A 26,903-nucleotide genomic window follows, 5' to 3' on the forward strand; every position below is an offset into this window, starting at 1 on the left:
CGGCTGCCCTCGCGCAGCGGATCCTTCGCGGGCGGCACCGCCGCCTGGCCGACCCGGCCCGGCGGACTGCGCAACTTCGTCCGCCAGGAGCTCGTCGCCCGCCAGCTCGCCGAACAGTTGTCCGGCCGCAGCGCGCAGCGCGTCCTCGACATCGGCTGCGGCCAGGGCACCCAGGCGCTGCGGCTGGCCCGGGCCGGCCACTACGTCACCGGGATCGACTCCGACCCGGTCGCGCTCGGCGTCGCCCAGGCGGCGCTCGCCGAGGAGCCGCCGGAGGTCCGCGGCCGGATGCAGCTGCTCAGCGGCGACGGCCACCAGTGCGGACGTTGGTTCGGCCCGCGCAGCTTCGACGTGGTGCTCTGCCACGGCGTGCTGATGTACCTGCCCGACCCGGACCCGATGATCGCCTCGCTGGCCCGGCTGCTGGCGCCCGGGGGACTGCTCTCGCTGCTCGTCCGCAACCGCGACTCGCTCGCCCTGCGGCCGGCCGCCGCCGGGGACTGGCGGGCCGCCCTGCACGCCTTCGAGAGCGACCGGTACTACAACCGGGTCGGACTGGCCGCACGGGCCGACCGGCTCTCCGACCTCACCGTCACCCTCTCCGAGGTGTCGGTGCCGCTGCGGCACTGGTACGGCGTGCGGGTCTTCACTGACAACGCCGCGGACGACGCGGCCCCGCCGGTGGACGGGCGGCAGCTGGCCCAGCTCCTGGAAGCCGAGGACCGGGCCGGCCGCACCGACCCGTACCGGCAGGTCGCCGCGCTCCTGCACGTGATCGGGGCGAAGTAGCCCCGCGCGCCCGGCCCCGGGCTCAGCCCTCGTGCAGGCTCATCGCGTAGACCTTGTTGCCGTCCTCCAGCAGGACCGCGGTGTCCACGCCCTCCTCGGCGAGCTGCTTCCAGGTCTCCCCGATCCAGGTCTCGGCGTCCCCCTGGCCGGCGAACTCCTCCTGGCCGCCGCCGGGCGTCACCGCGCTGCCGTCCGCCTTCTCGTACCGCCACGTCCAGACCATGCCCGGCTCCTCCCACTGACGCTGCCTGTGTGCTGCGCACCATAGCCTGCCCGACCCGACCCGCCGTATACCTCTCGGGCAGGATGGCGGCATGGCGACCCCACCCGAGCCCACCCGTCCCCCGCTGCCCCGCACGCTGCTGCTCGGCGGCGCCCGCTCCGGCAAGTCCACCCGCGCCGAACAGCTGCTGGCCGACCACCCGGACGTCCTGTACGTGGCCACCGGCGGCACCCGGGACGGCGACGCCGAGTGGGCCCAGCGGGTCGCGCTGCACCGGGAGCGCCGGCCGGGGAGCTGGCGCACCGCCGAGACCTGCGACCTGGAGGCCGTGCTCGCCGACCCGGCCGACCCGGCACCGGTGCTGATCGACTGCCTCGCCCTGTGGCTGACCGCCGTGATGGACGAGTGCGGCGCCTGGGACGACGCGGTCTGGGCGGACGGCGGCGAGGCCGCCGTGCGGCGCCGCTGCGACGCGCTGGCCCGGGCCTGGGCCGCCACCGGACGGACGGCCGTCGCGGTGAGCAACGAGGTCGGCATGGGCGTCGTCCCGGCCACCCCCGCGGGCCGCCGCTTCCGCGACACCCTGGGCCGGCTCAACATGGCCGTGGCGGACGCCTCGGAGCGCGTCCTGCTGGTGGTGGCCGGACAGGCGCTCACCATCAAGCCGGACGTCAAGCCAGCCTCAAACTGAACACCTTCGGCGTGTAGCCTTCCGGACGATGGACACGACCGTGGATCTCGATACGTTCTCCTCTCTCGTCGAGCGCCCCGACGAGAGCGCCCGGCGGGCCGCCGAGGAACGCTGGCAGGCGGCCGACCGGCCGCGCGGCGGGCTCGGCCGGCTGGAGGAGCTGGGCAGCTGGCTGGCCTCCGTACAGGGGCGCTCGCCGGTGCTGCCGGTCTCCGCCCCCAAGGTGCTGCTGTTCGCCGCCGACCACGGCGTGGCGGCGCTCGGGGTCTCCCGGATGCCCGCCGAGGGCGGCACCGCGGCCCGGGTGCGGGCCGTGCTCGACGGCAGCGCGCCGGTGTCCCGGCTGGCCGCGCGCTACGGCGCCCAGGTGCGGGTCGTCGACGTCGCGGTGGACGCCGACCCGCACGAGTTCCCGGACGAGGTGGTCGCCCACCGGATCCGGCGCGGCTCCGGGCGGATCGACGTCGAGGACGCGCTCACCGCGCAGGAGACCGTCCGGGCGTTCCGGGCCGGCATGGCCGTCGCCGACGAGGAGGCCGACGCCGGCACCGACCTGGTGCTGCTCGGCGACCTCGGGGTCGGCGCCACCACGGTGGCCGGCGTACTGGTCGGCGCGCTCTGCGGGACGGACGCGGCGGCGGTGACCGGGCGCGGCTCCGGCATCGACGACCGCGTGTGGATGGTCAAGTGCGCCGCCATCAGGGACTCGCTGCGGCGGGCCCGGCCGGTGCTCGGCGACCAGCTGGCGCTGCTCGGCGCCACCGGCGGGGCCGACTTCGCGGCGATCACCGGCTTCCTGCTCCAGGCGGCCGTCCGACGGCTGCCGGTGGTGCTGGACGGCGTGGTCTCGGCGGCCTGCGCGCTGGTCGCGCAGCGGATCGCCTTCCGGGCGCCGGAGTGGTGGCGGGCCGGGCAGTCCAGCGGCGAGCCGGCCCAGGCGAAGGCGTACGACCGGCTGACCCTGACGCCGCTGCAGGACCAGGGCATCACCATGGGCGAGGGCGTCGGCGCGCTGCTGGCGCTGCCGCTGCTCCAGGCCGCGGGCGACCTGCTCGCCGACGAGGCGCCGAAGCCGTTCGTACCGGCCGCGCCGAGCGCGCCGAGGGAGCAGCCCAAGCTGCCCTCGGCGGCGGACCTGCTGCGGAAGCTGTAGCGGCCCGGCTGACTGCCTGACACCCCACAAGAACGCCCCTGGCCAGGGGCGTTCTTGCTTGTTTGTGAGAGGAACGCGATTCATGGCGAACGGCGGCGATCGGGCCGGCTGGGCCGACGGCCTGAGGTTCGGGTTCGGGACGCTGTCCGTCCTGCGGGTGCGGGTGGAGCGGTGGGACCGGACCGCGGCGGCCCGGGCGATGCTGACGGCCCCGCTGGTCGGGCTGGTGCTGGGGGCCCTGGCGGCCGCGGCCGGGGCGCTGGTGGCCTGGCGGGCGGGCGGGCTGCTCGGCGCGGTGACCGCGGTGGGGGTGCTCGCCGGACTGACCCGCGGGCTGCACCTCGACGGTCTGGCGGACGTCGCCGACGGGCTGGGCAGCGGGAAGCCGGCCGAGGACGCGCTGCGCATCATGAAGCAGTCCGACATCGGTCCGTTCGGCGTACTGACCCTGATCCTCGTGCTGCTCGCCCAGGTCGCCGCGCTGGCCGGGCAGTTCGGCCACTCGCCGCTGCGCGGCGCGCTCGCGGTGCTCGCCTCGGCGACGGCCGCCCGGTGCGCGCTCTCCTGGGGCTGCGTGCGGTCGGTGCCGGCCGCCCGGCCCGGCGGGCTGGGGGCAATGGTGGCGGGCACCGTGCCGCCCGCCGGGGCCGCCGCCGCAACGGCCGCCGCGGCGCTCGCCCTGGCCGCCGCGGGACTGCTCGACGGACGGTCAACTCTCTTTCTCCCACTGGCCGTTGTGCTCGGCACCGGCTGTGCCCGACTGCTGCTCGGCCGGTGTGTGCGGCGGTTCGGCGGGATCACCGGCGACGTGCTCGGCGCGATGGCCGAAACCGCCGCGACCGCCTCGCTGTTCGCCCTGGCTTTGCTCGGCTGATACCGGGCGGCGCGTGATCCCAGCATGCGGACTACCATGCGTGGAGCACCGCAGCCCTGCACCGTGGCAGGTCCTGCCCGCCCGGCGCGCACCGAGGAGCCGGGGCCTCTGGTGTGCGCGGCCGCGCGGACGGCCGCGCGCACCAGGGGGCCCGGACCCGCGGAGGCCCGCCGGCGGACGGCCTCCGTGGGCGGGCTGCGCCGGTGCGGCAGCCTCGCCGTGGCCGGCCGTGGACCGCGAAAGAACAGGACGCATTACGTGACTGCATTGTCTGTGAGCACCTCCTCCGCCGCCTCGCTGCGCGCGGACGCCCTGGTGGTCGGTGTCGCGAAGGGCCCCAAGGGCATCGTGCTGGCCCCCGGCGCCGAGGCCGTCAACGAGGCGTTCGAGGGCAAGCTGACCGAGGTCCTCAGCACCCTGGGCGCGACCGGCGCCGAGGGCGAGGCCGTCAAGGTCCCCTCCCCCGCCGGCCTGAAGGCCGCGCTCGTGCTCGCGGTCGGCCTGGGCGAGGCCGCCGAGGGCGCCTACGAGCTGGAGACGCTGCGCCGCGCCGCCGGTGTCGCCGCCCGCACCCTGGCCGGTGCCAAGAAGGCCGCGCTGGCCCTGCCGGCCGAGTCCGCCGAGGAGGTCGAGGCGGTCGCGCTGGGCGGTCTGCTCGGCTCGTACGCCTTCGGCGCGTACAAGGCCGACGGCAACGGCAAGGAGCCGGTCGGCGAGCTGGTCCTGCTGACCGTCCGCAAGGGCAGCAAGGACGCCAAGGCCGCCGTGGAGCGCGCCGCCGCGATCGGCGAGGAGATGAACCGGGCACGCGACCTGGTCAACACCGCGCCGAACGACCTGAACCCGAAGAGCTTCGCCGCGATCGCCCAGGCGGCCGGCAAGGAGCACGGCCTCAAGGTCGAGGTGCTGGACGAGAAGGCGCTGACCAAGGGCGGCTTCGGCGGCCTGCTGGGCGTCGGCGGCGGCTCGGAGAACCCGCCCCGCCTGGTGAAGGTGGCCTACACCCACCCGAAGGCCAAGGCCACCCTCGCCTTCGTCGGCAAGGGCATCACCTACGACTCGGGCGGCATCTCGCTGAAGCCGGCCGGCCACAACGAGACCATGAAGTGCGACATGGCCGGCGCCGCCGCCGTGTTCGCCGCCGTGGTGGCCGCCAAGCGCCTGGGCCTGGTCGTCAACGTGACCGCCTGGCTGGCCCTGGCCGAGAACATGCCGTCCGGCTCCGCCACCCGCCCGGGCGACGTGCTGAAGATGTACGGCGGCAAGACCGTCGAGGTCCTGAACACGGACGCCGAGGGCCGCCTGGTGCTGGCCGACGCGATCGTGCGGGCCGGCGAGGAGAACCCGGACGTCATCATCGACGTGGCCACCCTGACCGGCGCCATGGTGCTGGCCCTGGGCAACCGCACCTTCGGCGTGATGGCCAACGACGACGAGCTGCGCGAGGAGCTGCACGTCCTGGCCGGCGAGGCGGGCGAGCAGTCCTGGCCGATGCCGCTGCCGGCCGACCTGCGCAAGGGCTTCACCGAGTCGACCATCGCCGACCTGGCCAACATGGGCGAGCGGATGGGCGGCGGCCTGGTGGCCGGCCTGTTCCTGAAGGAGTTCGTGGCCGAGGGCACCGACTGGGCGCACCTGGATATCGCCGGCCCGGCGTTCCACGAGGGCGCGCCGTACGGCTACACCCCGAAGGGCGGCACCGCGAGCGCGGTGCGCACCCTGGTCCGCTTCGCCGAGCAGAGGGCGAACGGCAAGGCCTGATCCGGAGCGACCCGAACCGGAGCGACCTGAACTGGCGAGGCCCGATCCGGAACGGCCTGAACCGGCGAGGCCGAACCGGCGTGGCCCGGTCCAGGGCCCCGATCGAGGGGGCTCCTGGTCGAGGACCCGCCGCGACGGGGCCCGGCGCGCGTGCGCCGGGCCCCGTCGCAGTTCCGGCCGGGCGGCCCGGAGTGCCGGCCGGACGTTCCGGAGTTCCGGCCGGGTTACCTGCGAGTAGGTCGGGGCGCCGGGGCGCACCCCTGTTCGCTGCGGGCGAAACTTTGTTCCGCACTGCGGAAGAAGCTGCGGCGAGCGGCGCGGACGACGCCCGTCCGGCGGCTGTCAACACCTCGCTGAGCTGCGATGATGCCCTTCCGTCGGGGGCATTCCCGCCCCGGTGACCGCTCCGCGGGACACCCCTGGCTCGGGCCCGGACATCAGCCACCGTGAACAAGTGCGAAGATGTATTTCCGGCACGACTGGGCGCCCCACAAAGGCTTCCGACCCACCGGACCGCGACCGGCCCGGCGACCCACCCCATGCATGGAGGACGTGACGTGGCGAACGACGCCAGCACCGTTTTCGACGTAGTCATTCTCGGAGGCGGAAGCGGCGGTTACGCCGCGGCGCTCCGCGCCGCTCAGCTGGGCCTGAGCGTTGCCCTGGTCGAGAAGGGTGAGCTGGGCGGCACCTGCCTGCACCGCGGCTGCATCCCGACCAAGGCTCTCCTGCACGCCGCGGAGATCGCGGACGAGACGAAGGAGGCCGCCGAGTTCGGTGTGCTGGCCACCTTCCAGGGCATCGACATCAACGGCGTCCACAAGTACAAGGACGACGTCATCGCCGGCCTGTACAAGGGCCTCCAGGGCCTGGTGGCGTCCCGCAAGGTCACCTTCATCCAGGGCGAGGGCAAGCTCTCCTCGCAGACCTCGGTTGACGTCAACGGCCAGCGCATCGAAGGCCGCCACATCGTCCTGGCCACCGGTTCCGTGCCGCGCTCGATCCCGGGCCTGGAGATCGACGGCAACCGCGTGATCTCCTCGGACCACGCCCTCAAGCTCGACCGCATCCCGAAGTCGGCCGTCATCCTCGGCGGCGGCGTGATCGGCGTCGAGTTCGCCTCGGTCTGGAAGTCCTTCGGCGTCGAGGTCACCATCGTCGAGGCGCTGCCGCACCTCGTCCCGCTGGAGGACGAGAACTCCTCCAAGCTGCTGGAGCGCGCGTTCCGCAAGCGCGGCATCAAGTTCGAGCTGAAGGCCCGCTTCTCGGGCGTCGAGTACACCGAGACCGGTGTCCGCGTCTCCACCGAGAACGGCAAGCAGATCGACGCCGACCTGCTGCTCGTCGCCATCGGCCGCGGTCCGGTCTCGGCCGGCCTCGGCTACGAGGAGAACGGCGTCGCGATGGACCGCGGCTACGTCCTGGTCGACGAGTACATGCGCACCAACGTGCCCACCATCTCCGCCGTCGGTGACCTCGCCCCGACCCTGCAGCTGGCCCACGTCGGCTTCGCCGAGGGCATCCTGGTGGCCGAGCGCCTGGCCGGCCTCAAGCCGATGCCGATCGACTACGACGGCGTCCCGCGCGTGACCTACTCCAACCCCGAGGTCGCCTCCGTCGGCATCTCCGAGGCCAAGGCCGTCGAGCTGTACGGCAAGGAGAAGGTCGTCACCCTCAAGTACAACCTGGCCGGCAACGGCAAGAGCAAGATCCTGAAGACCGCCGGCGAGATCAAGCTCGTCCAGGTCAAGGACGGCGCCGTGGTCGGCGTCCACATGGTCGGCGCCCGCATGGGCGAGCAGGTCGGCGAAGCCCAGCTGATCTACAACTGGGAGGCCCTGCCGGCCGAGGTCGCGCAGCTCATCCACGCGCACCCGACCCAGTCCGAGGCCCTGGGCGAGGCGCACCTGGCGCTGGCCGGCAAGCCGCTGCACGCGCACGACTGATCACGCCCCACCCCCTTTCCCGGTACTTCCCGTACGCAAGTACTTCCCGTACGCAAGACTTGATAGGAGTCGCTGAAACCATGGCGGTCTCAGTAACACTGCCCGCGCTGGGCGAGAGCGTTTCCGAGGGCACTGTCACCCGCTGGCTGAAGGCCGAGGGTGAGCGTGTCGAGGTCGACGAGCCGCTGCTCGAGGTGTCGACCGACAAGGTCGACACCGAGATCCCGGCCCCGGCTTCCGGCATCCTGTCCTCCATCAAGGTCGCCGAGGACGAGACCGTCGAGGTGGGCGCCGAGCTGGCGGTCATCGACGACGGTTCGGGCGCCCCGGTCGCCGCCCCGGCCCCCGCCGCCGAGGCCGCGCCCGCCGCCGCCCCGGCTCCGGCCGCTCCGGTCGCCGAGGCTCCGGCCGCTCCGGCCCCGGTCGCCGCCCCGGCCGCCGACGCCACCCCGGTGCTGCTGCCGGCGCTGGGCGAGTCGGTCACCGAGGGCACCGTCACCCGCTGGCTGAAGGCCGAGGGTGACACCGTCGAGATCGACGAGCCGCTGCTCGAGGTCTCCACCGACAAAGTCGACACCGAGATCCCGTCGCCGGTCGCCGGCACCCTGGTGAAGATCCTGGTCGGCGAGGACGAGACCGCCGAGGTCGGCGCCCAGCTCGCGCTGATCGGCGCCGCCGGTGCCGTCGCCGCCGCTCCGGCCCCCGCTGCCCCCGCTGCCCCGGCTGCTCCGGCCCCGGTCGCCGCTGCCCCGGCTGCTCCGGCCCCGGTCGCCGCTCCGGCCCCGGTTGCTGCTCCGGCCCCGGTCGCCGCTGCCCCGGCTGCTCCGGCTCCGGTCGCCGCTCCGGCCCCGGTTGCTGCTCCGGCCCCGGTCGCCGCTCCGGCCGCTCCGGTGGCCGACAACGGTGACGCCTACGTCACCCCGCTGGTGCGCAAGCTCGCCGCCGAGCACGGCGTCGCGCTGTCCTCCGTCGCCGGCACCGGCGTCGGCGGCCGCATCCGCAAGCAGGACGTCATCGCCGCCGCGGAGGCCGCCAAGGCCGCTCCGGCCCCCGTCGCCGCTGCCCCGGCCGCCGCGCCGAAGGCCGCCGCCGCGCCGTCCGCCCTGCGCGGTCAGACCGTCAAGATGACCCGCATGCGCAAGGTCATCGGCGACAACATGATGAAGGCGCTGCACGAGCAGGCCCAGCTGACCAGCGTGGTCGAGGTGGACGTCACCAGGATCATGTCGCTGCGCGCCAAGGCCAAGGAGGGCTTCCTGGCCCGCGAGGGCGTCAAGCTCTCCCCGATGCCGTTCTTCGTCAAGGCCGCCGCCCAGGCGCTGAAGGTCCACGCGGTCGTCAACGCCCGGATCAACGACGCCGAGGGCACGGTCACCTACTTCGACACCGAGAACATCGGTATCGCGGTGGACTCCGAGAAGGGCCTGATGACCCCGGTCATCAAGGGCGCGGGCGACCTCAACATCGCCGGCATCTCGAAGAAGACCGCCGAGCTGGCCGCCAAGGTCCGCGACAGCAAGATCACCCCGGACGAGCTGTCCGGCGCCACCTTCACCATCAGCAACACCGGCTCGCGCGGTGCGCTGTTCGACACCGTGATCGTGCCGCCGAACCAGGTCGCCATCCTGGGCATCGGCGCCACCGTCAAGCGCCCGGTGGTCATCGAGGCCGACGGCGGCACCGCCATCGGCATCCGCGACATGACCTACCTGTCGCTCTCCTACGACCACCGCCTGGTGGACGGCGCCGACGCCGCCCGCTACCTGGTCGCGGTCAAGGAGATCCTCGAGGCCGGCGAGTTCGAGGTCGAGCTCGGCCTCTGACCCCACCAGGTCCCCGCGGAAACCCGCGTACGGAACCCCGCGTCGTCCCCGGACGGCGCGGGGTTCCGCCGTTCCCGGCCCCTGACGGACCGAGTCCCGAACGCGCGCCGAGTCGCGGCATGCGCGGACGCGGCCGAACGGGGATGCTGGAGCCGTGATGGACGAGACGGACTTCTGGCAGATCATCGACGAGACCCGGGACGCCGCCGAGGGCGACCCAGACGAGCAGGCCGACCTCCTGGTGGAACGGCTCCTCCAGCTGACCCCGGACGACGTGATCGACTTCGCCCGGCTGTTCCAGGCGCGGTTCCACCGGGCCTACCGCCACGACCTGTGGGGCGCGGCCTACCTGCTGCTCGACGGCGCCTCCGACGACACCTTCGACTACTTCCGGTCCTGGCTGATCGGCCAGGGCCGGGAGGTCTTCGAGGGCGGGCTGGCCGAGCCGGACGACCTGGCGGACCTGCTGCCCGAGTTCGACGAGGAGGAGGACGGCGAGGCCGAGGACCTCGGCTACGCCGCCGACGAGGCGTACGAGCAGCTGACCGGTCTGCCGCTGCCCGAGGTGGGCGGGCGGCAGCCGGCGCGGCCGTCCGGGACGGCGCTGGACTTCGACGACCCGGACGTCATGGCGAAGCGCTTCCCCAAGCTCTGGGAGCGGTACGGGGACTAGGTGTCGGCCCTCAGACGCTGCTGCCGGCGGTGCCGTCCTGCTTGATGCCCCGGAGGATCCGGTCCAGCGCCGCGAACTCCGGCGCCGCCGGGTTGTCGTCCACGCCGCCCTCCATGACCACGTAGCCGCCGCCCTTGGCCGGGAGGGCGGCCACCAGGACGTAGCCCTGGGTGCCGTCCGTGGTGCGGATGTGCCAGCGGGTGGCGTAGCCGAGCACCCCGGCCACGTGGACGTACCCGGAGCCGGCGTCGGTGTGCGAGCTGACCCCGGAGAAGATCTGCGCGGCGTAGACGGGCATCTGGGCGTCGGCGGCCGCCTTCGGCGTGGCGCCCTGGACGGTGTCCTTCTCGACCGAGAACTGGCCGCGGATGCAGGAGCTGCCGTCCGGGCAGGTGTAACGGCCGGTGCCGAGGTAGACCGTCGAGTGCGGCGGGTTGGCGGACACGTCCCAGCCGTCGAAGACCGGCACGGTGATCGCGTGCTGGGGGTCGGGGACGGTGCTCTTGACCGCCGGCAGGGGCTTGGGCGCGACGGGGCTGCCGGTGGGTACGGTCGGGCTGGGGCTCGGTGAGGGGCTGCCGCTCTCGGTCACGGTGACGGTCGGGGCCGGGTCCGCCTTCGGGTCGCCGCCGCCGCTGAGCGCGACCCCGGCGACAATCCCGACCACGGCCAGCACGGCGACCGCGATGCCGATGACCGGGCCGGTCCTCGACCTGGTCTTCGGCGGCGGGTAGCCCGGGCCCGGGTAGCCGTAGCCGGGGTCCTGAGGCGGGTAGCCGGCCTGGGGCGGGTAGCCGTCGGCCGGGGCCTGGTAGCCGCCCTGGCCCGGGGCCGGGTAACCGAGCGGGGGCTGGGCCTGGGCCTGGTAGCCGCCCTGGCCCGGGTAGCCGTAGGCCGGTGCCGCCTGGCCGCCCGGGTGGCCGTGGCCGGGCGGCTGCCGGTCGGAGGGCGGCGAGGTCTGGGTGGGGGCGTCGGCGAGCCCGCCCGCGACGCCGCCCCTGAGCGGTCGGACCTCGCTGGTCCAGGCGTTGCCGTCCCACCAGCGCTCGTGACCGGGGGCGCCGTCCGCACCCGGGACCGGGTACCACCCGGGAGGCGTCGAGTTGCTCACGGCCGTACGGTACCCGGCGCGGCGGCGGTCCGGACAGGGCGGAACCGTCACGACTCCGCACCACTCGCGGGCGGTGAACCGCCTTTCGCGGCAAGCCTGTTCGAGCGGTCGGCCGCCTGCCCGGGCGGGGCCCAGGGCAGGGTGCCGGCGAGTCCGGGGCAGGGCCACGGCGAGGCCCGGGCAGGCCTTCTGGCGGCTCAGTCGGTCAGGCCGCGGGCCATCCAGACGTCGTCCACGAACCGGCCGTCGATCAGGAACTCCTCGGCCAGCGAGCCCTCGACGACGAAGCCGCAGCTCTCGTAGAGGCGGCGGGCCGGGGCGTTCCAGCCGAGCACCCGCAGCGTCATCTTGCGGGCGCCCTCCGCCCGGGCCGCCGCGCAGGCCGCTTCGACCAGTCGGCGGCCGACGCCCCGGCCGCGGACGGTGTCGTCGACGGCGAGGCCCTGGATCTGCCGTACGTGCCGGTTGCTCGCCAGCGGGGTGGGCGGGACCTGGCGGACGTAGCCGACGATCCGGCCGTCGAGCACGGCCAGCAGGTAGTGCTCGGGGGCGTGCCGCTCGTCGAAGATCGGGTCTTCGACGGCCGGTTGCGGGGAGACGTCGGACAGGAAGGACCAGGCCGCGTGGTTGAGGACGGCGAGCTCGCGCTCGTCCTCGCTCCGCGCCGTACGGATGATCAGATCGTCGTCAGGCATGCGCGCCATGCTAAGTCAGGTGCGCGCGGGGTGTGACGGGCAGTCGGAGACGCCGGGAACTGCGAGGATGGGTGCATGCGCATCGCTGTCACGGGTTCCACGGGTTTGATCGGTTCGGCGCTCGTCCGCTCCCTGCTGGCGGACGGCCACGAGGTGGTCCGGCTGGTCCGGCACCGTTCGAAGACCGGCCCACGGCCGGACGGCAGCACGGCGATCGGCTGGAACCCGCTGGGCGGCGAGGTCCAGCGGGGCGGCCTGGACGGGGTCCAGGCCGTGGTGCACCTGGCCGGCGCCGGGGTCGGCGACCGCCGCTGGTCGGACTCCTACAAGCGGGAGATCCGGGAGAGCCGGGTGTACGGCACCGAGACGCTGGCCGTCGCCCTGGCCGCGCTCAAGGAGCCGCCGCAGGTCCTGGTGAGCGCCTCCGCGGTCGGCTGGTACGGGCAGACCGGCGACCGGGTGATCGACGAGGACTCCCCCGCCGGCGACGACTTCCTGGCCGAGGTCTGCCGGGAGTGGGAGGACGCCGCCAGGCCGGCCGAGCGGGCCGGGATCAGGGTCGTCCACCCCCGCACCGGGATGGTGCTCTCCTCGGCCGGCGGGGCCGGCGCACGGCTGTTCCCGCTGTTCAAGCTGGGCCTCGGCGGGCGGCTCGGCAACGGGCGGCAGTACTGGAGCTTCATCTCGCTGCACGACGAGGTGGCCGCGCTGCGGTTCCTGATCGACCACGACGACCTCTCCGGCGCCTTCAACCTCACCGCGCCCAACCCGGCGACCAACGCCGAGCTGACGGCCGCGCTCGGCCGGGCGCTGCGGCGGCCGACGCCGTTCCCGGTGCCGGAGGCGGTGCTCAAGGCGGTGCTGGGCGAGCTGGCGGTCGAGGTGGTCGGCAGCCACCGGGTGGTGCCGCGGCGGCTGCTGGACGCGGGCTTCCGCTTCACCCACCCGGAGGTGTACTCGGCGGTGCTCGCGGCGTTGTGACGGGCGGGCGCCGGGGACGGCGGAGCGGGCGGGCGCCGGGGAGGGCGCCGGTGCCGGACGGCGGGGCGCGCGGGGTGGCTGCGCGCGCTGGGCGGGTCTGCGCGCGTGCGGGTCGCGCGGACCCGTGCGTACTCCGACTACGGCATCCGCCCTGGCCAGCGGCATATGCCGGGCGGATTCCGAGGGGGCCCGAGGAGGGGGCGCACGGGAGCACACGGTGGGCGCGTCGCACGCCCCCGGTGACCGTACGCGCCCGCCGACCCCCGAACCCGGCCGCCACGGCGCACTGTCCGTGACCGCGCCCCGCCCGGTGCCGCACTACCCTCCCCGCCCCTCGGATCCGGTCGAGTGTGACTGTCTGACACTCACACTGACGGGGCATCACCCTCCACGGACCGTGTCCCGGCACCCCGCTGCCTGCGTCGGCCGGAGCCCCGGGACCAGGGAGGGAGCACCCCAGTGCCCACGTACGACTTCACCCGCCGCGCCCGCCGGCCGTCCGACCCGGACGTCGTCGTGGTCGGCGCCGGACTCGCGGGCCTGGCCGCCGCCCGCGCGCTCACCGGCCACGGCCTCACCGTTCAGGTCCTGGAGACCACCGACCGGATCGGCGGCCGGATGGCCACCCGCGAGCAGGACGGCTTCCGGCTCGACGACGGCAGTCACCTGCTGAACACCGCCTTCCCGGAGCTGCGCCGCACGCTCGACCTCGACCACCTCGACCTGCGCCCGCTCGCGCCCGGCGTACTGGTGCACAGCGCCGGACGCCGCTACCGCGCCGGGGATCCCCAGCTCACCGTCGCCCGCCAGGCCGCCGCCCGGGCCCCGCTCGGCAGCCCGCTGGACAAGGCCCGGCTGGCCGGCCGGCTCGGCCGGCTCGCCGCCACCCCGGTCGGCCGCCTCCAGGCCCGGCCGGAGACCACCGCCGCCCGCGCACTGGCCGGCCACGGCCTCGCCCAGCGCACCGTGGACGGCTTCCTGCGCCCGCTGCTCAGCGCCCTGCTCTCCGATCCGGCCCTCGGCACCAGCAGCCGGGTCGCCGACCTGGTGCTGCGCTCGTACGCGCGCGGGCGCCTGTGTCTGCCCGCCGACGGGATCGCGGCGGTACCGGCCCAGCTGGCCGCCGCCCTGCCCGCCGGCACCGTACGCACCGGGGTGCGGGTCACCTCGGTCGCCGCGGACGGCGTGGAGACCGTCGCGCACGGGCGGATCGGCGCCCAGGCCGTCGTCGTCGCCACCGGCGCCCGCTCCGCCGCCGAACTGCTGCCCGGGCTACGGCTGCCGGCCTTCCACGCCGTCACCACCTACTTCCACGCGGCCGACGCCGCCCCGCTGGGCGAGGCCGTCCTGCTGCTCGACGGCGACCGGCCGAACGGTCAGCCGCCCCTGGTCTCGCACTCGCTGGTGCTCAGCGAGCTGCACCCGTCCTACGCCCCGGCCGGTCAGGCGCTGATCGCCACCACCGTGCTCGGGCGTCGCGCCTTCGACATGGGCGGCCCGGCCGGGCTGGAGCCGGCCGTCCGGGCCCGGCTGGCCGAGCTGTACGGCGGCTCGACGTCGGGCTGGCAGTTCCTCGGCGTGCGGCACGTCCCGGACGCGCTGCCCGCGATGCCGCCGCCGCACAACCCCCGCCGCCCGGTGCGGCTGCTGGCCGGGCTGTACGTCGCCGGGGACCACCGGGACACCAGCACCGTGCAGGGCGCGCTGGTCTCCGGGCGGCGGGCGGCGCAGGCGGTGCTGAGCGACCTCGGCGTCCCGGCCGAGGCCCCGGAGGCGGAGGCGGCGGCCTGACGGGCGGGGCACCTGCCGGCCCCGCCGCCCCGCCCGCGCACCTCGCGGCGCCGGGACACGGCAGCGGTCTGCCGGAGTGACAGACCGACAGCGTGCCCGGCGTCCTGGCCCACGCGGAGGCACCAGGCCGGGCCCGGCCTCCGTGCGCCGGGTGCGTGGGGCCCGTCCCCACGCACCCGGCCCGCCGGTGGGCGACCGGCTCCCGCCGGCCGGTCGGTACTCCGCCGGTCGGATCACTCGGCCGGTCAGATCACCCCCGCCTGCCGGGCCGTCTCCTCGAAGGCGCGGGCCACCGGGCTGCCGCGGTACGGGGTGAGGCGACGGTGGAAGTCCCGGACGTACTCCAGCGAGCGGGCCGAGCGCATCTCCCCGGCCGCCCGCAGCGCGTCGGTGGCCATGGTGCAGGCCTCGTCGAGGTCCCCCATGCCGAGCCGGGCGGTGGCCAGCACCAGGCGGCAGAAGATCCGGCTGCGGGCGTAGGCGGGCGAGCGCAGCCGCAGCGACTTCTCGGCGTGCTGCGCGGCCGTCCGCCACTGCTGGAGGTCGCGGTAGCAGTGGGCGAACTCGTCGGAGAGCTGGGCCTCGTCGAAGTACCGCGCCCAGGAGGGAAGTTCGTCGCCGGTCCGGGCCGCGGCCAGCGAGCGCTCGGCGCGCACCAGGGCGGTGGTGCAGGACCTGACGTCGCCCAGCAGGCCGTGTCCGCGCGCCTCGGCGGCGTGCATCAGCGACTGGACGACCGGCGGCACGGCGGTGCCCACGCCCTGCTGGGCGACCCGGGCGAGCTGGACGGCCTCCCGGCCGTGGCCCAGGTGGACGGCCTGCTGGCTCATCGTCACCAGGACGTACCCGCCGAGTGCGCGGTCCCCGGCGGCCTGGGAGAGCCGCAGCGCCTGGACGAAGTAGCGCTGGGCGAGGCCGTGCGCGGCGATGTCGAAGGACGTCCAGCCGGCCAGCCTGGTGAGGTCAGCGACCGCGCCGAACAGGGCCCGGCCGATCTGCTCGCCGTAGCGGCCGCGCAGCATCGGCTCGGCCTCGCTCTCCAGGTAGCGGACCAGCGCCTGGCGGGCGTGGCCGCCACCGTAGGCGTGGTCGAGCGCGCGGAAGAGGTCGCCGACGGCCCGGATGGCGGCGATGTCACCGCGGCCGACCCTCAGGGTGGGGCGGGACTCGCGGGCCGGGTCGCTGTACGGCGGCTCGACGGCGACCGGCGGCCGGCGGCTCTGGATCGGCACCCGGCCGATGGTCGGGGCGGTGCCGGTGGTCCCGGCCGTGCTGCGGGCAGTGGGGGCGCCGGGCGCCGGGCCGCGCGCCGGGCTCCCGGGGGACGCGCCGGGCGCACCCGGCGCCGGGGCGCCGGTGATGGCCGCGGAGGTGGCGCTGCCGGCGGGCGGGCCGGCGGCGTCCGGCCGGGCCAGCGTGGAGCCGTCCCGGGCGACCCGCTCGTCGGTGCGGCCGATCAGCCAGTCCCGGCTGGGGACGACCAGGCCGGCCGGGGTGAAGGCGATCCGGCGCAGCTCGGACTGCGGGCCGTTGTCCTTGCGCCACATGCTCGCCACGATGTCCACCGCCTCCTGCGGCGTCTCGGCGAACTCCAGGCCCGCGTAGACCGGGGCGCAGGCGTCCAGGCCGAGGTCCTGGGCGGTGAGCCGGCGGCCGAGCCGGCGGGTGAAGACCTCGGCGATCAGCGCCGGGGTGGCCCCGCGCGGCTGCTGGCCGCGCAGCCAGCGGGTGACCGAGGTCTTGTCGTAGCGCAGGTCGAGGCCGTGCTCCAGACCGAGCTGGTCGACCCGGCGGGCGAGGCCGGCGTGCGAGAAGCCGGCCTCCTCGATCAGCGCCGCGAGCTGGCCGTTCTGCGGGGCCGGGCCGGAGTGGCCGGGGCCGCGGGCCGGGGCGGGCGCGACCGGGTTCTCGTGCCGGTCGGGTGTGGCCTGCACCGGCAGCCGAAGGTCGTCGGCGTCCGGGGCGTCGGCGGGCAGCGTCTCGGCGGTCAGGGCGTCGGGGGCGTCCGGAAGGGTCCGGCCGACCGGCCCTCGGCGCTGGCCGAGCGGGTCGAGCGGTCCGTACGCCGGGCTGTCGGTTGCAGGCCGTTGGGGCATGTCTGTCAACACCTCTCGGACGTCGCACCGGGCTTCACCAGCACTTCGGCGGCCTGGGGCGGCGCCCCCTGTCGGGAATCGGCGTGAATGTAGCGAGCATTCGGGCGCTATGGGTGGATCTGACCGAGCAATCCACCGAACGGGTGAAGCAAGCGCGCCCATTGTGGGGAAGCGGGCTCGGGATGGGTTTGGTCGTCCGGGATCGAACCTTCGGCCGTTCCGGGGGCTTTCCCGAGGGCTTCCGCGTGGGTCGATCCGCCGTTCGGACCTCGCTCCGGTGTCATGGCGGACGGCACCACAGCCCAGCGGTGTGCTGTGGAGGTCTGCCACATGGGAGCGAGGCCGTCGGATTCCTACCGTTCTCGGCCATGGACACCTCTACTGCCCGCCCGCTCGCCGGCCGCACGGCCATGGTCACCGGGGCCGCCTCGGGCATCGGCCGGGCCTGCGCCGAGGCCTTCGCCGAGGCCGGAGCCCGGGTCTACGTCGTCGACCTCGCGGCCGGCCCGGCCGAGGAACTCGCCGAGCGGATCGGCGGCCGCGCGATCGTCGCCGACCTCGCCGACCCCGGAGCCGTGGACGCCCTGCCGGACGACGCCGACATCGTCGTCAACAACGCCGGTCTCCAGCACGTCGCGCCCGTGCACGAGTTCCCGCCGGACCGCTTCACTCTGATCCAGCGCGTCATGGTCGAGGCCCCGTTCCGCATCCTGCGCCGCACCCTGCCGCACATGTACGAGCAGAGGTGGGGCCGGGTCGTCAACGTCTCCTCCGTCCACGGCCTGCGCGCCAGCGCCTTCAAGTCCGCGTACGTCACCGCGAAGCACGCCCTGGAGGGCCTGAGCAAGACCGTCGCACTGGAGGGCGCGCCGCACGGCGTCACCAGCAACTGCATCAACCCGGGCTACGTCCGAACCCCCCTGGTGGAGAAGCAGATCGCCGCCCAGGCGCTCGCCCACGGCATCCCCGAGGACGAGGTGGTCGAGCGGATCATGCTCGACCGCACCGCCGTGAAGCGCCTCATCGAGCCCGACGAGGTCGCCCGACTCGCCCTCTGGCTCTGCTCCTCCTCCGCCTCCTACATCACCGGCGCCAGCCTCCCCGTCGACGGCGGCTGGACGGCGCACTGAGTGGGGACGCTCCGCGCCCCCACCGCCCGCTCATAGGGCAGAGCGGCACATTCGACCCCGGGACTGTGTGGACCACCCACATAGTCCCGGGGTCGGGCGCTTCCTACCTTGTGGCGACATCGACTCCCCCTGGTTCTGGAAGTGGTGGCCATGAACACCTCCGCGCGAGGTACGGCGGCGAGCAGCTCACTCCCTAAAGTGGTGGCTGCGAGCCTGATCGGCACGACGATCGAGTGGTACGACTACTTCCTGTACGGAACGGCGGCGGCGCTGGTGTTCGGGAAGCTGTTCTTCCCGCACAGCGATCCGCTGACCGGGACGCTGCTGTCCTTCCTGACCTATGCGATCGGGTTCGCGGCACGGCCGCTCGGGGCGCTGGTGTTCGGTCACTTCGGGGACCGGGTGGGGCGCAAGAAGCTGCTGGTGGTGAGCCTGCTGCTGATGGGCGGGTCGACCACGGCGATCGGGCTGCTGCCGACCTACGACTCGATCGGGGTCGCGGCGCCGGTGCTGCTGACGGCACTGCGGCTGGTGCAGGGCTTCGCGCTCGGCGGTGAGTGGGGCGGTGCCGTGCTGCTGGTGTCGGAGCACGGGGACCAGCGGCGGCGAGGGTTCTGGGCGTCCTGGCCGCAGGGCGGGGCGCCGGCCGGGAACCTGCTGGCGGCCGGGGTGCTGTCGCTGATGACGGCGGTGCAGTCGGACGCGGCGTTCCTGGCGTGGGGCTGGCGGGTGCCGTTCCTGCTGTCCGCGGTGCTGGTCGCGGTCGGGATGTGGATCCGGCTCGCGGTGGACGAGTCGCCGCTGTTCAAGCAGGCGCTGGCGGCCCAGCAGCAGCGGCAGGCGGAGCGGCGGACGGCCGAACGGCTGCCGCTGGTGGAGGTGTTGCGCAACCACTGGCGGGAGGTGCTGGTGGCCATGGGCGCGCGGATGGCGGAGAACATCTCCTACTACGTGATGACGACCTTCGTGCTCACCTACGCCGTCACCCACGCCCACTTCTCCAAGCAGACCGCGCTGAACGCCGTCCTGATCGCCTCCGCGATCCAGTTCGCGCTGATCCCGCTGTTCGGCGCGCTGTCCGACCGGATCGGGCGCAAGCCGGTCTACCTGGTGGGCGCGGTCGGGGTGGGTGTCTGGGCCTTCGTCTTCTTCGGCATGGTCGACACCAGGTCCTTCGGCTCGCTGGTCACCGCCGTCACCGTCGGCCTGGTCTTCCACAGCGCCATGTACGCGCCCCAGGCTGCCTTCTTCTCCGAGCTGTTCGCGACCCGGATGCGGTACTCGGGCGCCTCGATCGGGGCCCAGTTCTCCTCGGTGGCGGCCGGCGCCCCCGCGCCGCTGATCGCCACCGCGCTGCTCAAGGACTACGGCAGCTCCACCCCCATCGCCGTCTACGTCGCCATCGCGGCGGCGATCACCGTCCTGGCGGTGCTCTGCGGCCGGGAGACCAGGGGCCAGGACCTCACGGAGGTCGACGGGGAGGCCGCAGACGGTGCCCAGGCCGGGTCGGAGGGCCAGGAGGCCGGTGCCGGCGACCGCGGGAAGCCCGCCGTCGCCTGAGGACCGAGCCGATACGATCGCGCTTTCTCGGAACCGACGGAACCGACGCCGATTGGCAGCACGCACCATGAACCACCCTCACGAAAGCGCCGCGCCCGCGCTGCGGCGGCTGCTCGACCTGCTCGCCTCCGGCGCCGCCACCGAGGACTTCGCCGACGTGCTGGCCGACGCCCGCCGCCGCGGGGCGCCGGCCGCCGTCCTCGCCGAGATCGACGACGCCACCTGGCAGGCCCTGCGGGTCCACCGCACCCTGCGTCAACACCGGCGCCGCGAAGCCGAGTTGACCGCCCTGTTCGACACCGCAGGAGACCTCGCCGCCTCCCGGGACCTGGACTCGGTGCTCCAGGCGATCGTCCGCCGGGCCCGGATGCTGCTCGGCACCGACACCGCCTACCTGACCCTGCCGGACGAGGCGGCGGGCGACACCTACATGCGGGTCACCGACGGCTCGGTCTCCGTCCTGTTCCAGACCCTGCGGCTCAGCCTCGGCGACGGCCTGGGCGGGCTGGTCGCGCAGACCGCCCGCCCGTACGCCACCCCCGACTACCGCAACGACGAGCGCTTCCACCACACCGGCACGATCGACGCGGGCGTGCTGGACGAGGGACTGGTGGCGATCATCGGGGTACCACTGCTGATCGGCGGGCAGGTCATCGGCGTCCTGTTCGCCGCCGACCGCACGCCGCGCGCCTTCTCCCCCGACGAGGTCGCGCTGCTCTGCTCGCTGGCCGCGCACGCCGCGATCGCCCTGGACACCGCCAAGTCGCTGGCCGACACCCGTGCCGCGCTCGCCGAGCTGAACGCCGCCAACGAGCTGGTCCGGGCCCACTCCGCCGCCGTGCAGCGCGCCGAGCAGGCGCACGACCGGCTCACCGACCTGGTGCTGCGCGGCGCCGAGGTGCCGGACGTCGCCGCCGCCGTCGCCGCCCTGCTGGGCGGGGAGATAGCGGTCCTGGACGCCGAGGGCGAGCCGCTGGCCGGCCGCTCCGCACCCGCCGCCGAACTGGCGGAGGCGGTCGCCGCCTCCCGCGCCGAGGGCCGGTCCGTACGGCACGGCGAGCAGTGGGTCTGCGCGGTGCTGGCCGGGCACGACGCGCTCGGCACCATGGTGCTGCGCGGCCGGCCCGACCTCGACGACGCCGACCGGCGACTGTTCGAGCGGGCCAGCGTGGTCACCGCGCTGCTCCTGCTGCTGCGCCGCTCGGTCGCCGAGACCGAGAACCGGATCCGCGGCGAACTGCTCACCGACCTGCTGACCGCCCCCGAGCGCGACCCGGCCGGGCTCACCGCGCGCGGCCGCCGGCTCGGCGTCGACCTCGCCCGGCCGCACCTGGTGCTGGTCGCGGAACCGGCCGACGGGAAGGACGACGACCGGGGACGGCTGGCCGGCGCGGCCCGGCGCTACCTCTTCGGCTCCCGCGGTGTCAGCGCCGAGCACGCCGAGACGGTGGTGCTGCTGGTGCCCGTCGAGACCGGCGGCGGCGCCGACCCCGAGGAGACCGCCCGGCGGGCCGCCGAGCGGCTGGCCCGGCTGGCCGGGTTCCCGGTCACCGTCGGCGCGGGCCGCCCGGCCGCCGGGCCGGCCGCGGTGGCCGCCTCGTACGGCGAGGGCCTGCGCTGCCTGCGGGCGCTGCGGGTGCTCGGCCGCGCCGGGGAGGGCGCCTCCGCCCGGGCGCTCGGCTTCCTCGGTGTGCTGCTCGGCGACGGCCACGACGTGGACGGCTTCGTCGGTGCGACGCTCGGCCCGCTGCTCGCCTACGACGCCCGGCGCGGCACCGAGCTGGTCCGCACCCTGCGCGCCTACTTCGACTGCGGCGGCAGCCTGACCAGGGCCAAGGACGAGCTGCACGTCCACGTGAACACGGTGGTCCAGCGGCTGGACCGGGTCGAGGCGCTGCTCGGGCGGGACTGGAACCAGCCGGAGCGGTCGCTCGAGCTGCAGCTCGCGCTGCGGTTGCAACTGCTCGCGGCGGGTTGACCGAGCGGGGGCAACGGGGGAGCGGGTACGGCGCGGCGGCGGCCAGCGGGCGGCTGAGGGGTCCTCGCGGGCGGGGCGTACAGTGGCGAGGTTGGTCTCGAACGCCTGGCAAGGAGCGGTAGCGGTGAGCGAGAACGTGCGTTTTGTTCACATGGGCATCGGCGAGCGGACCGTGCCCTACCAGGAGGCCTGGGAGGAGCAGCAGCGACTGCACGCCCTGCGGGTCGCCGACGAGATCCCCGACACCGTCCTGCTCCTGGAGCACCAGTCGGTGTACACCATGGGCAAGCGCACCAACCCCGCCGACCTGCCGCTGGACGGCACCCCGGTCGTCGAGGTCAACCGGGGCGGGGAGATCACCTGGCACGGCCCCGGCCAGCTGGTCGGCTACCCGATCGTCAAGCTGCCCGACCCGATCGACGTCATCGCCTACGTCCGCCGGCTGGAGGAGGCGCTGATCCGCACCGCCGGGGAGTTCGGCATCGACTCCACCCGGGTCGAGGGCCGCAGCGGGGTCTGGGTGCTGGGCGATTCCATCCCTGACGCCGTGGTGGACCCGGCGCAGGTGGTGGACATCGGCAAGCTGACCCTGCGGATGGGTCTGCCGCTGGGCATCGACCCTCGGCTGGCGGGCCCCGAGTACGCGCCCTCCAACGCCGGCCAGCGCGGTGACGACCGCAAGCTCGCCGCGATCGGCGTGCGGGTCGCCCGCGGGGTGACGATGCACGGCTTCGCGCTCAACTGCGATCCGGACATGACCTGGTTCGACAAGATCGTGCCGTGCGGCATCCGGGACGCGGGCGTGGCCTCGCTCAGCGGCGAGCTGAAGCGCGGGCTGAGCGCCGCGGAGGCGGCGCCGGTCGTCGAACGGCACCTGGCGGCCGTTCTCGCCGAGCTGCCGGAACCGGCGCTCAGCCGCTGAACCCTCCGCCCCGCCGGGGATCCGGCGGGATTCCCTGCGGCCACCGGGAATCTACCGGCCGGTAGCCATGTTGCCCTGCGATTGCAGGGCGGCAGGCCCGGCGAAGGCCGTACAACCACAGGCGTACCCTGGGGGTACCCCGTCTAGTTCTAGGAGTCGCACGTGTCCGCTGTCGCGCCCGACGGCAGGAAGCTGCTCCGCCTGGAGGTCCGCAACAGCGAGACCCCCATCGAGCGGAAGCCCGAGTGGATCAAGACCCGCGCGAAGATGGGCCCGGAGTACAACGCCCTCCAGTCGCTGGTGAAGAAGGAGGGGCTGCACACGGTCTGCCAGGAGGCCGGCTGCCCCAACATCTTCGAGTGCTGGGAGGACCGCGAGGCGACCTTCCTCATCGGCGGTGACCAGTGCACCCGCCGCTGCGACTTCTGCCAGATCGACACCGGCAAGCCCGCCGAGTTCGACCGCGACGAGCCGCGCCGGGTCGCCGAGTCCATCGTCACCATGGACCTCAACTACGCCACCATCACCGGCGTCGCCCGCGACGACCTGGAGGACGGCGGCGCCTGGCTGTACGCCGAGACCGTGCGCCAGGTGCACGCGATGACCGCCGGCCGCGAGGCCGGCCGCACCGGCGTCGAGCTGCTCATCCCCGACTTCAACGCGGTGCCCGAGCAGCTGGCCGAGGTCTTCTCCTCCCGCCCCGAGGTGCTCGCGCACAACGTCGAGACGGTGCCGCGGATCTTCAAGCGGATCCGCCCGGCGTTCCGCTACGAGCGCTCGCTGGACGTCATCACCCAGGCCCGCGCGGCCGGGCTGGTCACCAAGTCCAACCTGATCCTGGGCATGGGCGAGACCCGCGAGGAGGTCAGCCAGGCGCTGGCCGACCTGGTCGGCGCCGGCTGCGAGCTGATCACCATCACCCAGTACCTGCGCCCCTCGCTGCGCCACCACCCGGTCGAGCGCTGGGTGAAGCCGCAGGAGTTCGTCGAGCTCCAGGAGGAGGCCGAGGAGCTGGGCTTCGCGGGCGTCATGTCGGGCCCGCTGGTGCGGTCCTCGTACCGGGCCGGCCGGCTGTACCGGCAGGCGCTGGAGCGGCGCGAGCAGGCCGCGGTCTGACCGCACGCTGACGCCGGTCAACCGCGCGCTGACGCCGGCCTCGCGGTCCACTGACCGGTTCGAGCCATGGGAAGGGCGGAGCTTCGGCTCCGCCCTTTCGCCTTCACCACGCTTTGACGGACTGGTCACGGACTGGTAACACAGGGTGGGGACGCTGGACGCCTGGTGGGCGTTCGATTCTTCTCAGCCACGGGAGGAGCTGTTCGGCATGCGGATGCGGATCCGGTCGGTGAGGGTGGCGCTGCGGTTCGCCGAGAGCGTCCTGCTGGCCCCCGGCCAGCGGCACGCGCGCCGCAACGCGTGGGCGGCGGTGTGCGAGGACCGCCGGCACGCGGCGGACCGCCGGCACGACCACGCGGCGACGACGACGGTGCCGAAACGACCCGTTCGGCAGTAACGCTCCGGCACCGCCGGGACCGCCGTCCCCACCCCGGCGTCGCTCTGCGCGACGGCGTGTGGGCGCGCGGGTCACGGTTGGGGCGAACGGGTACCCGGGCTTGGATATCCCGCACCCGTGCCACGTACCATGAGCGTTATGGCGAGGGAAACATCCGAGAACCCCGGGCGGCTGAAGCAGATCCGTCTGGCGTACACCATGACCAAGAAGGTCGACACCAAGATCGGCCTGATCATCGCCGGCGTCGGCCTGCTGACCTTCGGCGTGTTCCTCGCCATCGGCTTCGCGATCGAGCATCCCGTCTACCTGGGCATCCTGGGCTTCATCGTGGCCGTGCTGGCCATGGCGATCGTCTTCGGGCGCCGGGCCGAGCGCGCCGCGTTCGGTCAGATGGAGGGGCAGCCGGGCGCCGTCGCCGCGGTGCTGAACAACATCCGGCGCGGCTGGAGCTCCAACACCACCCCGGTCGCGGTCACCCGCAACCAGGACGCGGTCTACCGCGCCGTGGGCCGGGCCGGCATCGCGCTGATCGGCGAGGGCAACCCGAACCGGGTCCGCCAGCTGCTGATCTCCGAGAAGAAGAAGATGGCCCGCGTGGTCGGCGACGTACCGGTGCACGACATCGTGGTGGGCAACGGCGAGGGCGAGATCCCGCTGAAGAAGCTCCAGATCCACCTGATGCGCCTGCCCCGTGCCATCACCGCCGCCCAGGTCACCGAGACCAACGACCGCCTGCGCGCGCTGGGCGACCTGCTCTCCAAGGCGCCGATCCCCAAGGGCCCGATGCCGAAGGGCGCCCGGATGCCCAAGGGCGGCCAGGTCCGCTGACCCTCCCCCTCCCCTGACGACACGAGAACGGCCCCGCCGCGGAAGCTCCGCGGCGGGGCCGTTCCGGCGTTCGTACGGCGTGCCGTGTGGCGGCCCGTACGGCGCCGGGCGCTAGATCCGGACCTCGACGGTGCCGACCGCCTTGTCGTGCAGGCCGCGGGTGTCGCGGTCCCAGACCAGCGGCGGCACCACCAGGCAGAGCAGCAGGGTGCGCAGCAGGACCTGCGGGATGGTCGCGCGGCGGCCGTCCAGGCGGACCACCCGGAGGCCGAACAGCCGCTTGCCGACAGTCGTGCCGGTGGTGGACAGCAGCAGCGACACGACCAGGAAGTACAGCGGACTGGTCCACAGGTTGGCCTCGGCCTGGTCGCCGCGGGCGAGCAGCCCGTACGCGATCAGGGAGACCAGCCAGCCGTCCACGAACAGGGCCCCGATCCGGCGGCCGGGGCCGGCGATCGAGCCGGAGCCCTCCTTGGGCAGCCCGAGGCGTTCGCCGCGGTAGCCGAAGTCGGCGCCCATCTTCTCGGCGGCCGCCCGGGGGCCGTCGATCCACGATCCCAACGCTTCTCTGGTGTCCACGAATCCACACTAACCGGGCTGACGGCCCGCTCCGCCACCGGCTCCCCTCCCCGCCGGGCATCACCCCCGACCGGGTGAATCGTCGTTCCGGAAGCTTTCCAGGCAGTTTCCGAGTGGTCCAGACCACTTACGGAGTGGTGCCCAGCTGGGAGGGGTGATTTGTACCGCCCCGTACGCCTTTGCCACGCGCCCGGCGAGCGTGGTTAACATCTAGGAAACGAGCGGGTCACCGAATGGAAACGGCCCATTCCTATGGTGAGCCCAATTCGCACGCCGAGGAGGATGGATGTTCAACAACGCCGCCGAAGTGAAGCAGTTCATCCAGGACAACGACGTGAAGTTCGTCGACGTCCGATTCTGCGACCTGCCGGGCGTCTTGCAGCACTTCTCCGTACCTGCGGCGACCTTCGACCCGTCCGAGATCCTGATGTTCGACGGCTCGTCGATCCGCGGCTTCCAGGCCATCCACGAGTCCGACATGGCCCTGGTCCCGGACCTCGCCACGGCCCGCCTCGACCCCTTCCGGGCCGAGAAGCACCTCAACATCAACTTCTTCATCCAGGACCCGGTCACCGGCGAGGCGTACAGCCGCGACCCGCGCAACGTCGCCAGGAAGGCCGAGGCCTACCTCGCCTCCTCCGGCATCGCCGACACCGCCTACTTCGGGCCCGAGGCCGAGTTCTACGTCTTCGACTCGGTCCGCTTCGAGACCAGCGCCAACGCGTCCTTCTACCACATCGACTCGGAGGCCGGCGCCTGGAACAGCGGCGCCGCCGAGGGCGACGTGCGCGGCTACAAGGTCAAGTACAAGGGCGGGTACTTCCCCGTCCCGCCGGTCGACCACTTCGCCGACCTTCGCGCCGAGATGTCGCTGGAACTCGCCAAGGCCGGGCTGGAGGTCGAGCGCCAGCACCACGAGGTCGGCACCGCCGGCCAGGCCGAGATCAACTACAGGTTCAACACCCTGCTGCACGCCGCCGACGACCTGATGCTGTTCAAGTACATCATCAAGAACGTCGCCTGGCGGAACGGCAAGACCGCCACCTTCATGCCGAAGCCGATCTTCGGCGACAACGGCTCGGGCATGCACGTCCACCAGTCCCTGTGGAGCGAGGGCACCCCGCTCTTCTACGACGAGCAGGGCTACGCCGGGCTCTCCGACACCGCCCGCTACTACATCGGCGGCCTGCTGCGGCACGCCCCCTCGCTGCTGGCCTTCACCAACCCCTCGGTGAACTCCTACCACCGCCTGGTGCCCGGCTTCGAGGCGCCGGTCAACCTGGTCTACTCCCAGCGCAACCGCTCCGCCGCGATCCGCATCCCGATCACCGGCTCCAACGCCAAGGCCAAGCGCATCGAGTTCCGCGCCCCCGACCCTGCCTCCAACCCCTACCTGGCCTTCGCCGCCATGCTGATGGCCGGCCTCGACGGCATCCGCAACAAGATCGAGCCCCTGGAGCCGGTCGACAAGGACCTCTACGAGCTGGCCCCCGAGGAGCACGCCAACGTCCCCCAGGTGCCCTCCTCCCTCCCCGCCGTCCTGGAGGCCCTCGAAGCCGACCACGAGTACCTCCTCGCCGGCAACGTCTTCACCCCGGACCTCATCGAGACCTGGATCGACTACAAGCGCACCAACGAGATCGCCCCGATCGCGCTGCGCCCCCACCCGCACGAGTTCGAGCTGTACTACGACCTGTAAGGAGCCGCGGGGCTGACAGGTGTACCGGGCGGCCGGTCCGACGGAGGTCGGGCCGGCCGCCCGGTGCGTGCTGTGGCCGTCGGCGCG

Annotated in this window: 22 protein-coding genes and 1 pseudogene; 18 read left to right on the plus strand and 5 right to left on the minus strand. The window is 73.8% G+C overall.

All coding sequences use genetic code 11. From position 1 onward, the window contains the following. Positions 1 to 66: 66 nt before the first annotated feature. The gene (locus ACWDBB_RS19375) at positions 67 to 789 is read left to right on the plus strand and encodes a class I SAM-dependent methyltransferase (protein WP_402405485.1); all 723 of its coding nucleotides are present in this window, start codon (positions 67 to 69) and stop codon (positions 787 to 789) included. Between the two features lie 22 nt (positions 790 to 811). Here ACWDBB_RS19375 and ACWDBB_RS19380 read toward each other — a convergent pair whose 3' ends face one another. Further along, positions 812 to 1,012: a hypothetical protein gene (locus ACWDBB_RS19380; protein ID WP_392869445.1), complete on the minus strand. Its 201-nt coding sequence runs from the start codon at positions 1,010 to 1,012 to the stop codon at positions 812 to 814. Positions 1,013 to 1,049: 37 nt separating this feature from the next. Between ACWDBB_RS19380 and cobU the strand changes: the two are divergent. The 7 genes and pseudogenes from cobU to ACWDBB_RS19415 all read left to right on the plus strand — a co-directional run. Continuing rightward, a pseudogene (gene cobU, locus ACWDBB_RS19385) lies at positions 1,050 to 1,703 on the plus strand (bifunctional adenosylcobinamide kinase/adenosylcobinamide-phosphate guanylyltransferase); the annotation flags it as partial. 28 nt (positions 1,704 to 1,731) lie between these two features. Then, on the plus strand, positions 1,732 to 2,856 hold the full coding sequence (locus tag ACWDBB_RS19390) for a nicotinate-nucleotide--dimethylbenzimidazole phosphoribosyltransferase (RefSeq protein WP_449790759.1): 1,125 nt from the start codon (positions 1,732 to 1,734) through the stop codon (positions 2,854 to 2,856). Positions 2,857 to 2,938: 82 nt separating this feature from the next. After that, positions 2,939 to 3,730 (plus strand): adenosylcobinamide-GDP ribazoletransferase, encoded by a 792-nt coding sequence (locus tag ACWDBB_RS19395; protein ID WP_449790760.1) that lies wholly within the window; start codon positions 2,939 to 2,941, stop codon positions 3,728 to 3,730. Between the two features lie 258 nt (positions 3,731 to 3,988). Next, positions 3,989 to 5,491, plus strand: a complete 1,503-nt coding sequence (locus tag ACWDBB_RS19400; protein WP_449790761.1) for a leucyl aminopeptidase — start codon at positions 3,989 to 3,991, stop codon at positions 5,489 to 5,491. Positions 5,492 to 6,030: 539 nt separating this feature from the next. After that, a complete protein-coding gene (gene lpdA, locus ACWDBB_RS19405; protein WP_263455757.1) occupies positions 6,031 to 7,437 on the plus strand; it encodes a dihydrolipoyl dehydrogenase in 1,407 nt (468 codons plus the stop codon). A gap of 80 nt (positions 7,438 to 7,517) precedes the next feature. Next, complete coding sequence (gene sucB, locus ACWDBB_RS19410) at positions 7,518 to 9,260, plus strand: 2-oxoglutarate dehydrogenase, E2 component, dihydrolipoamide succinyltransferase (RefSeq protein ID WP_449790762.1); 1,743 nt, start codon at positions 7,518 to 7,520, stop codon at positions 9,258 to 9,260. 157 nt (positions 9,261 to 9,417) lie between these two features. After that, a complete protein-coding gene (locus ACWDBB_RS19415; protein WP_449790791.1) occupies positions 9,418 to 9,933 on the plus strand; it encodes a DUF4240 domain-containing protein in 516 nt (171 codons plus the stop codon). 10 nt (positions 9,934 to 9,943) lie between these two features. Here the strand turns inward: ACWDBB_RS19415 and ACWDBB_RS19420 are convergent, their stop codons facing one another. Both ACWDBB_RS19420 and ACWDBB_RS19425 read right to left on the minus strand, forming a co-directional pair. Then, positions 9,944 to 11,044, minus strand: a complete 1,101-nt coding sequence (locus ACWDBB_RS19420) for a DUF2510 domain-containing protein (protein WP_449790763.1) — start codon at positions 11,042 to 11,044, stop codon at positions 9,944 to 9,946. A gap of 197 nt (positions 11,045 to 11,241) precedes the next feature. Then, the gene (locus ACWDBB_RS19425; protein ID WP_449790764.1) at positions 11,242 to 11,748 is read right to left on the minus strand and encodes an N-acetyltransferase family protein; all 507 of its coding nucleotides are present in this window, start codon (positions 11,746 to 11,748) and stop codon (positions 11,242 to 11,244) included. 66 nt (positions 11,749 to 11,814) lie between these two features. Here ACWDBB_RS19425 and ACWDBB_RS19430 point away from each other — a divergent pair, with 66 nt between their 5' ends. Together ACWDBB_RS19430 and ACWDBB_RS19435 are read left to right on the plus strand one after the other, a co-directional pair. Further along, positions 11,815 to 12,720, plus strand: coding sequence for a TIGR01777 family oxidoreductase (locus ACWDBB_RS19430; protein WP_449790765.1), 906 nt, complete (start codon positions 11,815 to 11,817; stop codon positions 12,718 to 12,720). Positions 12,721 to 13,179: 459 nt separating this feature from the next. After that, a complete protein-coding gene (locus ACWDBB_RS19435; RefSeq protein WP_449790766.1) occupies positions 13,180 to 14,511 on the plus strand; it encodes an FAD-dependent oxidoreductase in 1,332 nt (443 codons plus the stop codon). 245 nt (positions 14,512 to 14,756) lie between these two features. Here ACWDBB_RS19435 and ACWDBB_RS19440 read toward each other — a convergent pair whose 3' ends face one another. Then, positions 14,757 to 16,607 carry a regulator gene (locus ACWDBB_RS19440; protein ID WP_449790767.1) on the minus strand — a complete coding sequence of 617 codons (1,851 nt, stop codon included), beginning with the start codon at positions 16,605 to 16,607 and terminating at the stop codon, positions 14,757 to 14,759. A gap of 368 nt (positions 16,608 to 16,975) precedes the next feature. Between ACWDBB_RS19440 and ACWDBB_RS19445 the strand changes: the two genes are divergently transcribed. From ACWDBB_RS19445 to ACWDBB_RS19475, 7 genes are all read left to right on the plus strand, one after another. After that, positions 16,976 to 17,737 (plus strand): 3-hydroxybutyrate dehydrogenase, encoded by a 762-nt coding sequence (locus tag ACWDBB_RS19445; protein ID WP_449790768.1) that lies wholly within the window; start codon positions 16,976 to 16,978, stop codon positions 17,735 to 17,737. Positions 17,738 to 17,887: 150 nt separating this feature from the next. Further along, complete coding sequence (locus ACWDBB_RS19450; RefSeq protein WP_449790769.1) at positions 17,888 to 19,297, plus strand: MFS transporter; 1,410 nt, start codon at positions 17,888 to 17,890, stop codon at positions 19,295 to 19,297. 67 nt (positions 19,298 to 19,364) lie between these two features. Beyond that, positions 19,365 to 21,275, plus strand: a complete 1,911-nt coding sequence (locus tag ACWDBB_RS19455) for a helix-turn-helix domain-containing protein (RefSeq protein WP_449790770.1) — start codon at positions 19,365 to 19,367, stop codon at positions 21,273 to 21,275. A gap of 151 nt (positions 21,276 to 21,426) precedes the next feature. Further along, positions 21,427 to 22,197, plus strand: a complete 771-nt coding sequence (gene lipB / locus ACWDBB_RS19460; protein ID WP_449790792.1) for a lipoyl(octanoyl) transferase LipB — start codon at positions 21,427 to 21,429, stop codon at positions 22,195 to 22,197. Positions 22,198 to 22,359: 162 nt separating this feature from the next. Next, positions 22,360 to 23,313 (plus strand): lipoyl synthase, encoded by a 954-nt coding sequence (gene lipA / locus ACWDBB_RS19465; RefSeq protein ID WP_360349931.1) that lies wholly within the window; start codon positions 22,360 to 22,362, stop codon positions 23,311 to 23,313. A 145-nt stretch (positions 23,314 to 23,458) separates the two neighbouring features. Then, on the plus strand, positions 23,459 to 23,710 hold the full coding sequence (locus tag ACWDBB_RS19470) for a hypothetical protein (protein ID WP_449790771.1): 252 nt from the start codon (positions 23,459 to 23,461) through the stop codon (positions 23,708 to 23,710). 129 nt (positions 23,711 to 23,839) lie between these two features. Beyond that, positions 23,840 to 24,538, plus strand: a complete 699-nt coding sequence (locus ACWDBB_RS19475; RefSeq protein ID WP_449790793.1) for a DUF4191 domain-containing protein — start codon at positions 23,840 to 23,842, stop codon at positions 24,536 to 24,538. A 111-nt stretch (positions 24,539 to 24,649) separates the two neighbouring features. Here the strand turns inward: ACWDBB_RS19475 and ACWDBB_RS19480 are convergent, their stop codons facing one another. Next, positions 24,650 to 25,117, minus strand: coding sequence for an RDD family protein (locus ACWDBB_RS19480; RefSeq protein ID WP_449790772.1), 468 nt, complete (start codon positions 25,115 to 25,117; stop codon positions 24,650 to 24,652). A gap of 286 nt (positions 25,118 to 25,403) precedes the next feature. On the opposite strand from ACWDBB_RS19480, the gene glnA reads away from it, so the two are divergent. Continuing rightward, positions 25,404 to 26,816, plus strand: coding sequence for a type I glutamate--ammonia ligase (gene glnA / locus ACWDBB_RS19485; protein WP_449790773.1), 1,413 nt, complete (start codon positions 25,404 to 25,406; stop codon positions 26,814 to 26,816). The last annotated feature ends 87 nt before the right edge of the window (positions 26,817 to 26,903 follow it).

Source organism: Kitasatospora sp. NPDC001095, assembly GCF_053598615.1.

What these genes read in the sequence shown, in the direction of transcription:
- lpdA (WP_263455757.1), top strand. Translation starts at nt 6,031, where the DNA reads ATGCATGGAGGACGTGACGTGGCGAACGACGCCAGCACCGTTTTCGAC.
- ACWDBB_RS19415 (WP_449790791.1), top strand. Translation starts at nt 9,418, where the DNA reads ATGGACGAGACGGACTTCTGGCAGATCATCGACGAGACCCGGGACGCC.
- ACWDBB_RS19425 (WP_449790764.1), bottom strand. Translation starts at nt 11,748, where the DNA reads ATGGCGCGCATGCCTGACGACGATCTGATCATCCGTACGGCGCGGAGC.
- ACWDBB_RS19430 (WP_449790765.1), top strand. Translation starts at nt 11,815, where the DNA reads ATGCGCATCGCTGTCACGGGTTCCACGGGTTTGATCGGTTCGGCGCTC.
- ACWDBB_RS19475 (WP_449790793.1), top strand. Translation starts at nt 23,840, where the DNA reads ATGAGCGTTATGGCGAGGGAAACATCCGAGAACCCCGGGCGGCTGAAG.
- lipB (WP_449790792.1), top strand. Translation starts at nt 21,427, where the DNA reads ATGGGCATCGGCGAGCGGACCGTGCCCTACCAGGAGGCCTGGGAGGAG.
- ACWDBB_RS19380 (WP_392869445.1), bottom strand. Translation starts at nt 1,012, where the DNA reads ATGGTCTGGACGTGGCGGTACGAGAAGGCGGACGGCAGCGCGGTGACG.
- sucB (WP_449790762.1), top strand. Translation starts at nt 7,518, where the DNA reads ATGGCGGTCTCAGTAACACTGCCCGCGCTGGGCGAGAGCGTTTCCGAG.
- ACWDBB_RS19450 (WP_449790769.1), top strand. Translation starts at nt 17,888, where the DNA reads ATGAACACCTCCGCGCGAGGTACGGCGGCGAGCAGCTCACTCCCTAAA.
- glnA (WP_449790773.1), top strand. Translation starts at nt 25,404, where the DNA reads ATGTTCAACAACGCCGCCGAAGTGAAGCAGTTCATCCAGGACAACGAC.
- ACWDBB_RS19445 (WP_449790768.1), top strand. Translation starts at nt 16,976, where the DNA reads ATGGACACCTCTACTGCCCGCCCGCTCGCCGGCCGCACGGCCATGGTC.
- ACWDBB_RS19390 (WP_449790759.1), top strand. Translation starts at nt 1,732, where the DNA reads ATGGACACGACCGTGGATCTCGATACGTTCTCCTCTCTCGTCGAGCGC.
- ACWDBB_RS19440 (WP_449790767.1), bottom strand. Translation starts at nt 16,607, where the DNA reads ATGCCCCAACGGCCTGCAACCGACAGCCCGGCGTACGGACCGCTCGAC.
- ACWDBB_RS19455 (WP_449790770.1), top strand. Translation starts at nt 19,365, where the DNA reads ATGAACCACCCTCACGAAAGCGCCGCGCCCGCGCTGCGGCGGCTGCTC.
- ACWDBB_RS19395 (WP_449790760.1), top strand. Translation starts at nt 2,939, where the DNA reads ATGGCGAACGGCGGCGATCGGGCCGGCTGGGCCGACGGCCTGAGGTTC.